Annotated in this window: 16 protein-coding genes and 1 pseudogene; 16 read left to right on the top strand and 1 reads right to left on the bottom strand. The window is 71.4% G+C overall.

What is annotated here, in order from left to right; translation table 11 throughout:
• The first annotated feature begins 48 nt into the window (after positions 1–48).
• From ACFYXC_RS36560 to ACFYXC_RS36500, 13 genes and pseudogenes are all read left to right on the top strand, one after another.
• Positions 49–324 (top strand): hypothetical protein, encoded by a 276-nt coding sequence (locus tag ACFYXC_RS36560; RefSeq protein ID WP_389556857.1) that lies wholly within the window; start codon positions 49–51, stop codon positions 322–324.
• 164 nt (positions 325–488) lie between these two features.
• A complete protein-coding gene (locus ACFYXC_RS36555) occupies positions 489–1,031 on the top strand; it encodes an ATP-binding protein (RefSeq protein WP_389556855.1) in 543 nt (180 codons plus the stop codon).
• 156 nt (positions 1,032–1,187) lie between these two features.
• Positions 1,188–1,442 (top strand): annotated as a pseudogene (locus ACFYXC_RS36550) (WhiB family transcriptional regulator); the annotation flags it as partial.
• A 190-nt stretch (positions 1,443–1,632) separates the two neighbouring features.
• Positions 1,633–1,827, top strand: a complete 195-nt coding sequence (locus ACFYXC_RS36545) for a DUF5999 family protein (RefSeq protein ID WP_389556914.1) — start codon at positions 1,633–1,635, stop codon at positions 1,825–1,827.
• Positions 1,828–2,145: 318 nt separating this feature from the next.
• Positions 2,146–4,053, top strand: a complete 1,908-nt coding sequence (locus tag ACFYXC_RS36540) for a DUF2637 domain-containing protein (RefSeq protein WP_389556853.1) — start codon at positions 2,146–2,148, stop codon at positions 4,051–4,053.
• 154 nt (positions 4,054–4,207) lie between these two features.
• Complete coding sequence (locus ACFYXC_RS36535; protein WP_389556852.1) at positions 4,208–4,726, top strand: hypothetical protein; 519 nt, start codon at positions 4,208–4,210, stop codon at positions 4,724–4,726.
• A gap of 3 nt (positions 4,727–4,729) precedes the next feature.
• Positions 4,730–4,930: a hypothetical protein gene (locus ACFYXC_RS36530; RefSeq protein ID WP_389556850.1), complete on the top strand. Its 201-nt coding sequence runs from the start codon at positions 4,730–4,732 to the stop codon at positions 4,928–4,930.
• Positions 4,931–5,062: 132 nt separating this feature from the next.
• Entirely contained in the window at positions 5,063–7,225 is a 2,163-nt protein-coding gene (locus tag ACFYXC_RS36525; RefSeq protein WP_389556848.1) for a hypothetical protein, read from the top strand.
• A gap of 11 nt (positions 7,226–7,236) precedes the next feature.
• Positions 7,237–7,671, top strand: a complete 435-nt coding sequence (locus ACFYXC_RS36520; protein WP_389556846.1) for a hypothetical protein — start codon at positions 7,237–7,239, stop codon at positions 7,669–7,671.
• An 82-nt stretch (positions 7,672–7,753) separates the two neighbouring features.
• A complete protein-coding gene (locus ACFYXC_RS36515; RefSeq protein ID WP_389556845.1) occupies positions 7,754–8,596 on the top strand; it encodes a hypothetical protein in 843 nt (280 codons plus the stop codon).
• Positions 8,593–10,038: a transfer protein gene (locus ACFYXC_RS36510; protein ID WP_389556843.1), complete on the top strand. Its 1,446-nt coding sequence runs from the start codon at positions 8,593–8,595 to the stop codon at positions 10,036–10,038. Before ACFYXC_RS36515 ends, ACFYXC_RS36510 begins: the two co-directional genes overlap by 4 nt.
• 72 nt (positions 10,039–10,110) lie before the next feature.
• A complete protein-coding gene (locus ACFYXC_RS36505; RefSeq protein WP_389556841.1) occupies positions 10,111–10,302 on the top strand; it encodes a hypothetical protein in 192 nt (63 codons plus the stop codon).
• 79 nt (positions 10,303–10,381) lie between these two features.
• On the top strand, positions 10,382–10,894 hold the full coding sequence (locus ACFYXC_RS36500) for a hypothetical protein (RefSeq protein ID WP_389556839.1): 513 nt from the start codon (positions 10,382–10,384) through the stop codon (positions 10,892–10,894).
• Between the two features lie 85 nt (positions 10,895–10,979).
• On the opposite strand, the gene ACFYXC_RS36495 is transcribed toward ACFYXC_RS36500, so the two are convergent.
• Positions 10,980–11,174, bottom strand: a complete 195-nt coding sequence (locus ACFYXC_RS36495) for a hypothetical protein (protein WP_389556837.1) — start codon at positions 11,172–11,174, stop codon at positions 10,980–10,982.
• A gap of 113 nt (positions 11,175–11,287) precedes the next feature.
• Between ACFYXC_RS36495 and ACFYXC_RS36490 the strand changes: the two genes are divergently transcribed.
• The 3 genes from ACFYXC_RS36490 (at position 11,288) to ACFYXC_RS36480 (ending at position 13,352) form a co-directional block, all read left to right on the top strand.
• The gene (locus ACFYXC_RS36490; protein WP_389556835.1) at positions 11,288–12,079 is read left to right on the top strand and encodes a hypothetical protein; all 792 of its coding nucleotides are present in this window, start codon (positions 11,288–11,290) and stop codon (positions 12,077–12,079) included.
• Positions 12,080–12,328: 249 nt separating this feature from the next.
• A complete protein-coding gene (locus tag ACFYXC_RS36485; protein ID WP_389556833.1) occupies positions 12,329–12,793 on the top strand; it encodes an RRQRL motif-containing zinc-binding protein in 465 nt (154 codons plus the stop codon).
• A gap of 28 nt (positions 12,794–12,821) precedes the next feature.
• The gene (locus ACFYXC_RS36480; protein ID WP_389556831.1) at positions 12,822–13,352 is read left to right on the top strand and encodes a hypothetical protein; all 531 of its coding nucleotides are present in this window, start codon (positions 12,822–12,824) and stop codon (positions 13,350–13,352) included.

Genomic DNA, 13,352 nt, shown 5'->3' with positions numbered 1-13,352 from the left:
TCCGCACCGAGTACGCCAACCCCGACCCGGCACCGTGAGGAGCTGCTCATGACGCACACCGCTTCCACCGTCTCCGTGCACGACATCGACTGGGACCTGAACTGGACGCCCCCTGGTGAGCCCAGGAAGCCCTGGGACCAGATGCCCGCAGAGGACGCCAACGACCAGTTGGCGTTGTCCCGCGCGATGGGTGACACGGTCTCCGAACAGGAGTACCTCGCCACGGACCGCGCGGGACAGCCGCTGCGGATCGTGCTGCTGAAGGTGATACCCGAGGCGCACCAGGACACCGACCTTGGCGCGGTCTACGAGTTCGCGCTCTGACTGCCGCAACGACGAACGACCACGGCCCTGGCCGACCCCGATCACCTCGGGTCGGCCAGGGCCGTGGCTGCTCGTACGAGACAGCCAAAACGAGCGGCCCCGGGATTGCGCCCCAGGGCCGTTCAGCAGGTCACTCCGTGAGAGGAAGAACCTTGGCTCCCATCATGACATCTCCCGCGCCTCCCGGCGTACGGGCCGACAGCAGCCCGGACATGGACGACATGCTCCGCCGGGCCCGCATGGACGACCGCCGTTCGCAGCGGCCGGCGCTTCCGGCCTGCGTCCCGGGCTTGTACGTCCAGCACCGCGACCGCGGCTTCGTCGCCCACATCACGGCCTCCGAGTCCGCCTTCAGCACGGTGCGCGCCCTGACCGCGTCGGTACCGACGGCGTACGGGGCCAGCCAGGACAGCGCCGACACCGCTGCGTGGCTCGTCTCCGAGCTGTGCGGCAACGCCGTGCGGGCCTGCGGTGACCACGTGCCGCTGGTCGTGGAGGTGTACGTCACCGGACGCAGCGTCCAGGTGAACGTGCACGACCCCGCCGCCGATCTGCTGCCCCACCGCAGCACGGTGGCGGCGGCGATGGACAGCGACACCGCGGAGTCCGGGCGCGGCCTGGGCCTGCTGGACGTGCTCGCGCCCGGCTGGGACGTCGTGTCCTCGCCGGTCGGCAAGCAGATCCGCTGCCGCATCAACGCCCGGTAGTACAGCCCGCCACCAATCCATTGAGACAGCCCCGGGGATACTGCCCCGGGGCTGTCTCGCACCCGGCCCTTCTGGGAGGCCCACATGAAGCGACTGTCCGCCGCCCTCGTACTCAGCCACGCCTACGCGCCCGTCTCCACCGATGCACCGGACGACACCGACTGGCGGGCCCGCAGCGCCTGCCGTGCGGAAGACCCCGAGCTTTTCTTCCCCATCGGCAATACCGGCCCGGCGCTGCTGCAGATCGAGGAAGCCAAGGCCGTCTGCCGTCGCTGCCCCGTCATGGAGATCTGCCTCCAGTGGGCGATGCAGAACGGCGAGGACGCCGGTGTCTGGGGCGGCCTCAGCGAGGACGAACGCCGCTCCGTGAAGCGCCGTGCCGCCCGCCGACGGGCCCGCAACGCCTCCTGAGCCGTTCTGTCGGTTGCCTGACCCGCATCGGTCCGGCCCTCGCATCCCGCGGGGGGCCGGGCCGGTGCGGTGTCCAGGGGAGCCGGACAGCCCGGACCGACAGCCCAGGGAGGCACTGATGGGCACGACGACGACCGCCCAGCCTGACACCGCGACGACCGACACCGGCACCACGCGACTGCCGGACTCGCTGTGCACGCACACCCCGAAGAAGTGCCCGGGCGCTGACAGCCCGGACCACGAGGCCGCGCAGGTCGTGGCCGGCCACCCGGAGCAGGGCTGGAGCCTGCTGTGCAACGGCGTCCTGCTCTTCGAGGACACCGGCGAACTGCTCCCCGACGGCCGGGTCATCGACCCGCACCGTCCCCTCGCGACCACCGTCTGACGACTGCCTGATCCGCTCGCACCGGCCGCCGCACCATGGCGGGCCGGATCGGGCGGTGACGGGGAGTCGGACAGTCCCGTTTCGCTCCCGCCCGGCGGGAGGCGCACACAGTTTCGTGTCCGCCCCGCAGCACTCCCCCAGACCGGCAGCCCGCCCCCCGGGCCGCCGGTCTTCTCGTGCGCGTGGAGCGGGTAGGGCCGGTGTCCGGTTCGCAAGCAACCACCCGCACAATCGGCCGCTTCGGGAACGCCTCACCGCGTTTCGGGAGCAGCCCCCGCCGTTTCGCGCACGCCCAAACGACCCCTCTCGGAGGCCCCCATGACGATCACCGACTGGCCGCGAACCGCGGCTGAGCCCGACTCCGAATCGGCTTCACCGGCCGCCGTTTCGGGAACGTCCACGCCGGTTTCGCACACGACCGACGCTGTTTCGCAGACGGCGGAGTTCGTTTCGCCGACGGAAAGCGGAACCGGAACTAAGCCCTCCCCGGGGAAGCTGACCGGCACCCAGAAATGGGCGACCGGCGGGATCGTGATCGCCGCCCTCGTGCTCGCGGGCATCGGCCTCTACCTCAGCTTCGAGCACGTCGCAGACTTCGCCCACAAGGAGCTGCGCTTCGAATCGCTGGACAAGGGCAAGCTGTTCGCGGTCGGTGTCGACGTCGGCATCATGGTCATGATCGCCGTCGACCTGCTGATGGCCTGGCTCAAGCGCCCCATCAGCTGGATCCGCTACCCGGTATGGCTGCTGACCGGCGCCACCGTCGTCCTCAACGCCGCCTCCGGCGCCCCGCAGGGGGCCTGGAAGCTGATGGACTACATCGCCGCCGGCGCCCACGGCGTCGTCCCGGTCCTCTTCATCACGGTGGTGGAGCTCGGACGCTCCGCGATCGACCGGATCGTGCGGCCCGACCAGGACGAACGGGACTCGATCCCGCTGCTTCGGTGGATCCTCGCCCCGATCGCAACCGCTCGCATCTTCCGCCGGATGCGGCTGTGGGGCGTCACCTCCTACCCGGAGATGATCCGCCGCGACCAGGACCTCATCGCCTACGAGCAGTGGCTCAAGCGCAAGTACAAGGGCGACATCTCCAAGGCCAGCGAGGACGAACTGCTGCCGATGAAGATGGCCCCCTACGGCTACACCGTCGCCCAGGCCCTGGCCATGCCCGACCAGCAGGAACAGGCAGCCCAGGAGCGCGAGGAAGAAGCCGAGCGCCGCCGCCTGGACGCGGAGACCCGCAGCGAGGTCGCCAAGGCGCAGTCCGAAGCCGAGCGCCTGCGGGCCAAGGGCAACGTCGAGACGGTACGAGCCGAGGTCGACGGACAGACCGGCCAGGCCCGCGCCAACGCCCGAGCCCAGGTCAGCGCCGCAGAGCGGGCCGCTGAACTGGAGCAGCAGGCCCTCGACAACGCCGTGGTCGCCGAAGCCCGAGCCCGCGAGGCGGAAGCGGAGCGCAAGGAGGCTCAGGAGCGCAAGGCCAGGGCTGCCGCCGACCTGGAGAAGGCCGAGCTGGAGAGGCAGGCCGCTGAGCAGCGCAGGGCGGCGGCCGAGGCGGACAAGGTCGCCGCCGCAGAGGCCGGCGCGATCGAGACCGAGCGGATCGCGCAGGCACGCCGGACGGCGGCCGCCGCCGACCTGGAGGCAGCCGAGCTGGAACGCCAGGCAGCCCAGAAGCGGAAGGAAGCTGCGGAAGCCGACAGGGTCGCCGCGGCAGAGGCACAGGCCATCGAGACCCAGGCCATCGCCGAAGCCCGCCAGGCCACTGCCGAAGCGGATCGGGTCGCTGCCGAAACGGAGCGGGCCGCCGCCGAAACGCGCCGCGCTGCTGCCGAAGCCGACCGCAAGAAGGCGGAGGAGGACCGCCGCCAGGCGGCCGCTCTCGCCGACATCGCGCGCTCCCAGAAGGAGACGGCCGAAGCCGAGCGGGCCGCTGCCGAAACGCGGCGGGTCGCTGCCGAAATCGAGCGGCGCGTGGTCGAAGCCGAGGACGCCGCGAAGCTGACGCCGCGCGAGCGGGCGGTCCGCAAGGTCGCGCGCATGGCGTTCGCGGCCGGCGCGGTGTTCGTCGGCCTGGGCGCCGACGGGATCCACCGCGAGCTGTGCCGGGTCGTCTCGATCGCCGACGTCCAGCGCGAGTTCGACGTGTCGTCCACGGACACCGCCTCCAAGTACCGCCAGGAGGCCGTCGCGCTCATCGCCGGCGGATACCGCCCGGAGCAGTGACCTGCACAAACGAGCCTGTTCGACGGTTCCACCGGCCCCCGAGACGAAGCCAGCGCCTCGGGAGCGCGGTGAAGGCGCCGAAACGCCGCCTCCACCCTCCCACCTGGGTGTTCCCCTGCACAGCCCTATCCCTGAGACCTGGAGGTCTTGTCCCATGACTGAGATCAACAACGCCCGGTGGACCTCGGACCACCTGATGAAGCCCGGCGGCACCGCCCTCTACGGCGCCCAGCAGCGTGAGCGGCTGCGGCAGATGGCCGACGAGGTCAGGGCGCTGCTGCGCGAGTACCGGGCCGACCTGGAGAACATCAAGTTCGACGGGGACAAGCCCTTCGAGGCCCGTATCCGGGCCTTTCTCGCATCGCGTCCGCTGGCGCAGCTCGAAAGCGACCTTCGGGACGCCGTGAATCACGCCGGAAAGCTCGACGTCGAATACCAGCGGCGTTATGTCGAGCTGCCGGTCAAGCGTGAGAAGAAGGCGGAGAAGAAGGAGCTGGAAAAGGCCAGGAAGAAGGGCCTCAACACCGCCCGCGCGGTCAACACCGCCGGGCAGCTCAACGGCCTTTCGAGCGCCCTGGCCGAGCCGACCGGCGACGGACAGGGCGTCGTGAAGAAGACCGGCACGGAAGGCGGCGATCACACGTTCCTGGACTTCCTGGAAAAGAGGGCCTGATAAGTGGCTGCTCAGCTTTCCAAGGGGCAGGTCGCCCGCTGGGACAAGCGCCTGGCGGAGACCACCACGAACAAGGCGCGGGCGACCGCGCTGTGGGACCTCGCCCGCCTCCTGGCGGGCGACGACGACAGGGCGTGGGCCGACCTGGTCCTGCTGCTCCAGCGCTGGACGACGGAGCAGCGGGGCTGGCGGCCCGGCTCGTAACGCTCCGCGCTCATCACTGCTCATCATCACCGCTTCACCCCGTGAATCCGGGGGGCCCATCATGCGCGCCTATACGCGCGCGTGAGCCCCCCGGATTCGTGACCCTGAGTGACTGATCGAAGGAGACGGCCGATGGCCGACGACGACGCCGGGGGGACCGTCTACGGCTTCCCCGGCGGGCTGACGATCCCGGGTCCGGTGGGCAGCGGCCCGCCGCCGCCCGGGGCCGCGGCCCCCAGCCTGCCCGCCCTCCCCGCTCTCGCGCCCCCGCCCTCCCTGCTGGTGGCGGGAAATTCCGACATCAGCGGCGGCGGGAGTACGACGACCGCACACGCGGACCCGGGAATGCCGGACAGCCCTGAAGGGCAGGGAATCGCCGCCATGTCGGTGGTGATGATGGCCGGTATTACCGTCGCCGCGATGCGCGGTGCATGGAATGCGGCAGCCTATTTGAGAGCCCGTCATGAACACCATCGGGCCATTGCGGATCAGCAGCGGGCGGCGGCCGATAAAGCCTCTATCGGGGTGGAAGCGGCACGCCAGAAAGGCCGGTTGCAGTCCGGTCCGGAATTCGGGCGCGGCACCCGCACAGCGGGCGGGGGCGGCGGCCGGACGAATTCGGGAAAGAATTCACCGCCCAGCACGTTCCGGTCCTCCGGCGGCTCCAAGACGCCGGGCGGCTCCGGAGGCAAGACGCCCAGCAAGACGCCTGGCGGCGGCTCTGGCGGCCGTACGCCCACGCTGGGCAACGGAGGGCGCGGAGGCGGCGGCGGAGGCCGCAGGGGCGCCCTGGAGTCCTCCGGGACAAAGGGCGGTGGAAAGGGCCGTTCCGGGGGTGGAAAGGCCCCGACAACCGGCACGAAGAACGGTTCCGGGGGCCTTGCCGGGGCCGTTCGTGACCGTGCGGCGGACCGGGTCCGCAACGGCCCCAAGCCGAAGACCCCGACGCCGACGAACACGCGCACCCCGGGAATCCGGGACGCCGCCCGCGACCGTGCCGCCGACCGCATCCGCAACGGCCCCAAGCCCAAGACCCCGACGACCGGAACGTCCGGCGCGGGCGGCAAGGGGACGACCAAGCCGGACCGCGGCCCCCGGGTCCGGGACGCCGCGCGGGCCCGGGTCGCCGACCGCATCACCACCGGCGCCTGGACGCCGACCGGCCGCAAGCCGGTCGACCTCACCAAGAAGGGCTCGGGGTCGTCGGCGACACCGGCGACGATCCGCGGGGCGCTGCGTCACCGGGCCGTCGGCCGGATCGTCAACGGCAGGAAGCCCAAGCCCGATCCGGCCGCTGCAGCGGCTCCGGCGAGGCCGAAGGTGGACCTGACGAAGAAGCCCAAGGCCGGCACTGCTGGCGCGGGCGGAACGGCGGCGACACCGAAGGTCAGCCTCACGAGGAAGCCGAAGCCCGCCCCGGGCGGCACGGCCGGCCCCGGTGGGACGGTCCCGAAGGTGAACTTGCGCAAGAAGGTCCGGCTCACCAAGAGGCCGCGCAAACCCGGATCCGGCCCGGCCGCCACCGGTGGCGCGGGCACGACCGGCCCGAAGCCGACCGCACCGACCAGTACCGGCCCGAAGTCGAAGGCCAGCAAGTCCCGCACCCGCCGCGGCTGGTGGGAGCGGGCGAGCTCCCGCCGCTCAGGACGCTCCGAGCCCGACCCGCCCAGCTCCACCAGCTCCGGCACCGCGCCGGGGCCGGGCGCAGCACCGGGCGGGGGCTTCGGCCCGCCCCCGGGCTGGGGCTACGCGCAGGGAGCGACGATCACCGTCGAACAGGTCGGCGGTGAGAGCTGGAGTGCCCGCCGTAAGGAGAACCGCCGTGCGGCCGGCGTCCCGGCCGGGGCCATTCCCGCATCACGGACAGGAGGAACCGCAGTGACCGTGCCCGTCCCGACGCGAGCACCGAGCACCCAGTACGCGGACAGCGACCTGACGATCTACGACGTCATCGACTCCGACGCCGACATGGCAGAAGAGATCATGGCGGGCGTCGACGAGGCCAACGCCGCGGCTGAGGGCTGCGAAAAGATGATGACGAAGCTGGAGGCCCTCCACCAGAAGATCGTCGACCTCAAGGTGCCCGGCGTCCTGGAGGGCTGGGTCCTGATCCTCGCGGAGAAGGCCGTCAGCGTGAAGGCGAAGGCGGAGGCCCTGGCGGAGAAGCTCCCCGCCGCATCCGAGGCCATCCGCACCGCCGGTGAGAACGCGGAGCGCCGCCACAAGCCGCTCGCCGACATCACCCGCGATCACGGCCACGCCGCACCCGCTGAGCGCGACTACCACGTCGAATAGGAGAAACCCACGTGTCTGATCTCGTTCCCGTCATCGGCGGCGCCCTCGCCAAGACGGGCTCCGCCATCGTCGGCGCGGTCCGCTTCGGCATCGTCGTCGCGCAGCTGACCGCCGCCAGCGCCACCATGGCGGGCCTGTCCAACCAGGTCCGCTCCACTTTCAAGTACGTCGAGGACTGCGCGGAGTCGGTCGACAAGCTCGCCGACCTCGCCGCGTCCAAGGCCGTCGACCAGTCCACCGTCAACGAGCACCGCGAGGCGGCGACCGTGATGCGGTCCTGCAAGGACGAAGCCGAAGCCATGGCCGTGGAGTGCGAGGAGATGTCCTCGCTCTTCCACGAGACCGCCGACGGCCACATCGCCGACTACGGGGCGGTCGCGGACGCCGCCAACAACATGCCCGACGGCATCGAGATGGCCGACCGCACCTTCTACAGCAACCGCTGACCCACCCCACCCCGCAGCAAGGGCGGCGAACCCACCACGGGTTCGCCGCCCTTCCCTATGCCCTGACAAGGAGAGCCCACCGATGATCCGCCTCGGACCCCTGCGCGGCCGCTTCGCCCTCGCGCGCAACGCCTTCGGCCGCGTCGCCACCGTGGCCGGCACCGGCGCGCTCGCCACCGGAGCCTTCACCCACGACCTCTACGGCCCCTCCGTCCTGGCTGCCCTCGGCTGCGCCGGATGGGGCGCCCTGTGGTCGATGACCCTGCCGCGCGACGCGGTCGGAAACACCGCGATGGGCCTGTACCTGTCTCCCTCGGTGTCGATGGCCGCGCTGCTCACCGCGCAGCGCATCGTGCCCGGCATCGACTGGTACTGGCAGCTGCTCGCGGACGCCGGGTGGAGCGCCGCCGTGCTGTACGTGCGCCCGGCCCGCCTGGCCCGCGTCCTGGTCGGCCGCGAGAAGTCGCTGACCCCCCAGGCCATCGAGCAGACGAAGGAGCTCCTGGTCCAGGACACCGTCCAGGCCGGGCCCCAGCACCCGATGGCCACCTTCTGGGCGCAGCACGTCGCCATCGAGGACGGCGCCGCCCCGAACACCGTGCTGGAGCAGATCGAGCGGACCGGCGACGACTCGATGAGCGCCGTCATCCGCTCCACCCTCCCCGGCAAGCCGGTCCCCAAGATCGACCTGCTGGAGCTGTCCGCGGCCATCAACTGGCCCGAGGACGACATCGCCATCACCCCCGTGCCCCGCCAGGGCGCCGGGGTCCGCCGGCTCACCGTCGGCCAGGCCCCCGAACAGGCCATGGACCTCTACACCGCCTGGGAGAAGCTCATCGCCCCCAAGGGCATGCCCGGCACGGTCATCACCGCGATCCGCACCGTCGACATCCCCGACGAGGACCACAAAGGGCTTCCCGCATGAGCAGGATCTTCGAGCTGACCGTGGAAGCCCCGGCCGGCGACATCATCAGCTACCACCCGATGCGCCTGGCCGACGCGCTCGGCATCAAGGACGTCAACCGGCTCGCGGTGGAAACCAACGGCACGTCCAAGGCGCTGGTCACCATCTACCCCGACGACCCGCTCGCCCAGGTCATCCTGGCCGACCCGCAACTGCTCGTCATGGACGCCAAGGGCCGCATCTACATCGGCCGCTACCACAACGGCCGCCCCTCCCTGCTGCGCCTGTACGACCCCAAGTCCGGCTCCGCGCAGCGCCTGCTGCTGTTCGGCACCACCGGCGCGGGCAAGTCCACCGCGGGGCAGATCATCCTCGCGGCGATGAAGCGCTCCGGGATCGCGGTGCTGTACGCCGACCTCAAGGGCGGCCAGTCCGCACCCGAGGCGTTCGGACAGAAGGGGCACGGCGACGACGGGAACGTCTCCTGGCGGGTCACCACCCAGGAAGGCACGATGGCGCAGCTGCGTACCACGTGGCTGACCATGATGGACCGCCAGGACCGCTACTCAAGGATGGGCCGCTCCAAGTTCCTCATTGGCCGCCCCGACCCGCTGATCTACCAGATCGTGGACGAGGCCAACCGCCTGCTGGAGAAGGGTGCGCCCTACCGGGACGAAGCGACGTTCTACATCAAGGACATCGGCCGCACCGGCCGCTCCCTGGGCATCGGCATCGGCCTGTTCGCGCAGGCCGGCCACCTCGAGGAGATGGGCGGCAGCGACACGCTGCGCGCGATGCTGAAGGAAGGCGAAGTCGTCCTGCTCCGCTGGACGTCCAGCATGATGAAGCAGCTGGTGACCGACGGCCTGCTGCCCACCGGGCAGGTCCTCGCCCCGATCCCGAAGTACGCGGGCGAAGTCGACCTCATCAGCCAGTTCGACGAGGATCACGAGGACGACGACCTGCCCGGCACCCAGGGCACCGCCTACAACGTCAACGGCCGCTACCCCAGCTCGAAAATGCGGTTCTGGAACATCGGCTCCGACATGCCCACCGAGGGCCTGGACCCGATGATCCTGGACCTCTACGGCCCCGGCGCCCCTGCCGAGATCGAACAGGACGCCTGGGACATCGTCGGTGACGCCTACGGCCAGCGCCTGGACGGCATGGAGGCGTACCGGGCCGTCTTCCCCGAGCCCGAGGAAGACGAGGACGGCGAAGGCGGCGGTGGCGGGGGCAAGAAGAAGGGCTCCGGCTCCGCCGGCACCCGGGCCGCCTCCCCGGTCCCGGCCGCGGCGACCAAGCCCCGCGCCCGTACCCTGCGCGACCGCGTCCAGGCCGTCCTGGACGCGCACGACGACCCGCTGGACGCGCTTGAGGTCCTGGAGCTCGTCAACGAGGACGGCGGCCGCACGGTCCAGCTCGGCAGCGTCCGCAACACCCTGACCACCCTCAAGAAGTAACCCCCTCACCCTCCGGCCGGGCCGGGCCTCGCGCCCGCCCGGCCGCCGGCCTTCCCGAAGGAGTTCCCCGCCGTGGCGCTGACCGTCTCCCTGGTCGTCTTCGCCGGAATCATCGTGCTGGTCCTGCTGCGCACCGGCTACCTGCGGCTATGGCCCGCGTTCGCCGCCGCCCTGTTCGGCTTCACCCTCGCCTCCACCGGCCTCGCGCCCGCCATCACCAGCGGGATCAACAGCGTCACCGGCTGGATCGGCAGCTTCGGATAGCCCCGGCTCCTCCCCCGCCCTTCGCGCCCTCCCCGCCACCACGGCCGGGAGGGCGCACCCGTCCCGAACGGAGAACACCATGGACTTCCACCCCACTGCCGGCCGCCCGATGTCCGAGGCCGAGGCCGCCGTCGAAGCCAAGCGAATCCTCGAGGCCGAATTCCGGCCCGAGCAGCCGGTACGCCACTTCCCCACGTCGTTCCGCGACGACACGCCCGTGCCCGCCTACGGCGACACCCCGCCCGTGAAGCAGGACGACCGGCGGATCGTGCCCGCCTGGGCGGCCGGGATCGCCGTCGCCTCGATCGGCGTCGGCGCCGGGTCCACCGGCCTGGGCTGCGCGGCCTGGCTGATGTTCAAGGGCCTGTCCCTCGTCAGCGTCCCCGGCCTTGAACGCTTCGCGCTCATCGTCATCGCCCCGTTCGCTGGTGCGGCCATGGTCCTCACGGCGGCTGGCGCGGCGATCGCCAAGGCAAGAGAGGGCAGCACGACGAACGTCTTCGAGGGCCCCGTCACCCACAACACCGAGATCAACAACACGACCACCACGCGCGGGATGTTCTTCGCCCGCACCCGTAACGACGTCCGCTGAGCACCGGGCACCCTGCGCCGTACTCGAACCCCGCCCGCACGGCCGGGAGTCGAGTACGGCGCAGGCCGCCCGGAGCAGCGTCCGATCAGTCGTCATCCAGGTAGATCAGCAGGCGGCCGTCCTCATCGACCTCCGCCTCATAGATCACGCCGTCGACGACCGCATGGTCGACGACCACCTCGTAGTCGTCTTCGTCGTCGATGCACAGCACGCCGTCGTCGTCCGTGAACGCCGGATAGATCACCCCGTCGGCGATCACCGAATCGAACTCGACTGCCATCGCGCCCCCTCGCTGCTCCCTGGCCTCGCCCCAGCCTGTCGCACCCAAGGCCCCGGCAACAGAGCCCTTCCCATCCCGTACGCAGCGTCACCGCCTCGAAGGAGAAGCCGACCGTGACCGACCACAACGACCGCACCCCGCACATCCCCGGCCAGCGCCAGGAGCAGCCGGCCGACAACGGCCAGGACCTCAACGTCCCGCCGCCGCCCGCGCCGTCGCTCGATGCGAAGGAGCCGCGGCTGGAGACCCTGCGCGAATGGTGGGACGACGGCGGCTTCCTCCACGACCGCTGGGAGGACCTGCGCCGCGCCCCCGAGCTCGGCTGGCACTCCATGGCGAACTGGGTGAAGGCAGCGATCGCACTCGCCGGGATCTCCCTGATCATCCTGCTGCTGGACGGCGCGACCGACGTCCTGGCCGACGCACTGCACCGGCTGTTGACCGCCGTCCCGCGCGTGCAGGTCGGAGCCGACACCTCCACCGGCGTCTTCGCCGTGGTCGACCAGCCGATCCGCTCGTACATCGCGGCCCACACCGCTTCGCTCGCGATCAGCGGATCCACCGCCTACACCCTCTGGCAGCTCGCCGGGCTGTTCGGCCTGATCGGCGGCTTCGCCGGAAGCACCGGCGCCCGCTTCACCTGGACGGCCTGGGGCGCGGCCAGCATCGCCATGGTGTGGAGTGCCGCACCCGCCGACGGCCGCACCATCGCCACCGGGCTCGCCGTCCTCGCCTGGACCGCAGCCTCCGCGCTCGCGCTGCGCGGGCTGAGCCTGCGCCCGGCGTTCTTCACCCACATCCACAACGCCGGTCACCAGATCGAGCCGCACATCCACCTCCCGGCCCCGACCGCCCCGCCCGCCGAAGACACCCCGGACAACGTGCACCCGCTCCAAAAGCGCTGACCCGTCGCCCTGCCTGGCTCTCGCCCGCCCTTCACGGGGCGAGAGCCGTACAGGCCGCCCGGCCGCCGTTCCCGCGCCCCGCCGACGCACCGACGTCAGCGGGGCGCGGTGTCGTCCACCCACCTGCTGGAGGAGAACACTCGTGCTCATCCCCCGCCCGCGCCGCCGCATCGGCCGGCCCCGCCCGCAGCGCCCCGGCCCCCGCTACCCGCAGCGCCCGGTCCGGCTCCCTGGTCCCTGGAGCCGGTGATGCCCCGCCCCCGGAAGAAGGGGCGCCGCCGCGAGATCAAGAAGGTGCCACGCAGCACCGCGACCCTGCCGGAGTTCGATCGGCGCACCTGTCCCGAGGGCCTGGTCACCAGACGGCAACTGCGCGAGCTCGGACTGAGCCCCGGCGGGCACGGACCGGTCGCGGTCCTGCGCTGCAAGGGCTGCTCCTACCGGCCCGACCAGTCGTGCAACCACCCCACCCGGGCCTGGCTTTACGACGTAAAGAACGCCCGGCCCAAGCGCGTGCCGACGCTCGCGCAGGAAGAGGCGCTGGACCGGGCGATGGCTGCGAGGTCCACGTGCCCGGCGTGCAGGCGCCGCTACTACTTCTGCCTCCCGCTGCGCACCCAGGGCTGCTGCGACCCCTGCGCCAGGGGATACGAGCCCAGTCCTGACACGTACTTCACCGCTACGGCCCCGGTGACCCACCGGCTGGCCGCTTGATCAATGCTCCCTGCGAAGGAGAGTCACCGTGGCTTTGTTCACCCGCACCGCTCCTGCCCCGGTCCCCGAGACCTGGACGCCGGAGGGCACGATCGTCTCCCAGCGCTTCCGGGCGCTGGAGGGCGCGATCGTGCTCGTCTACACCGCCGACGCCGACCGGGGCACCGCCAAGTACGCCGTCGCCTGCCTCGGCTGCACCTACCGCGCCGCAACGAACGCTGCGCACCACCCGATGTCCGAGACGGACGCCGCCAAGGCCGCCAACGCGCACGCGGCCGGATGCCGGGCGATGCCGCGCGGCGTGCCCGCCCGCCCCGACGACACCGAGGCCGCCGAAATGATCCACACCCGGCTGTGGGCCCGCCGCTACGGCAAGAGCCCGCACCCGGTGCACATCTCCCACTTCAACGCGATCCGGGTCGACCTCCAGCGCACCACCGACTGGTTCAAGGCGTTGCTGACCGATCTCGCGCAGTCCGACCCCGGCTTCCTCGCCGCGACGCCCACCAGCTCCGGACAGGGCGTCCGCTTCACCGTCCAGCCCTTCGACCGGCCCTGA

Source organism: Streptomyces sp. NPDC002701 (assembly GCF_042889045.1).
Lineage (GTDB): Bacteria > Actinomycetota > Actinomycetes > Streptomycetales > Streptomycetaceae > Streptomyces.
The sequence above is the reverse complement of the archived record's forward strand: the minus strand, read 5'-3'. Positions and strand labels throughout refer to the sequence as shown.

What these genes read in the sequence shown, in the direction of transcription:
- ACFYXC_RS36535 (WP_389556852.1), top strand. Translation starts at nt 4,208, where the DNA reads ATGACTGAGATCAACAACGCCCGGTGGACCTCGGACCACCTGATGAAG.
- ACFYXC_RS36560 (WP_389556857.1), top strand. Translation starts at nt 49, where the DNA reads ATGACGCACACCGCTTCCACCGTCTCCGTGCACGACATCGACTGGGAC.
- ACFYXC_RS36500 (WP_389556839.1), top strand. Translation starts at nt 10,382, where the DNA reads ATGGACTTCCACCCCACTGCCGGCCGCCCGATGTCCGAGGCCGAGGCC.
- ACFYXC_RS36540 (WP_389556853.1), top strand. Translation starts at nt 2,146, where the DNA reads ATGACGATCACCGACTGGCCGCGAACCGCGGCTGAGCCCGACTCCGAA.
- ACFYXC_RS36555 (WP_389556855.1), top strand. Translation starts at nt 489, where the DNA reads ATGACATCTCCCGCGCCTCCCGGCGTACGGGCCGACAGCAGCCCGGAC.
- ACFYXC_RS36515 (WP_389556845.1), top strand. Translation starts at nt 7,754, where the DNA reads ATGATCCGCCTCGGACCCCTGCGCGGCCGCTTCGCCCTCGCGCGCAAC.
- ACFYXC_RS36525 (WP_389556848.1), top strand. Translation starts at nt 5,063, where the DNA reads ATGGCCGACGACGACGCCGGGGGGACCGTCTACGGCTTCCCCGGCGGG.
- ACFYXC_RS36495 (WP_389556837.1), bottom strand. Translation starts at nt 11,174, where the DNA reads ATGGCAGTCGAGTTCGATTCGGTGATCGCCGACGGGGTGATCTATCCG.
- ACFYXC_RS36510 (WP_389556843.1), top strand. Translation starts at nt 8,593, where the DNA reads ATGAGCAGGATCTTCGAGCTGACCGTGGAAGCCCCGGCCGGCGACATC.
- ACFYXC_RS36485 (WP_389556833.1), top strand. Translation starts at nt 12,329, where the DNA reads ATGCCCCGCCCCCGGAAGAAGGGGCGCCGCCGCGAGATCAAGAAGGTG.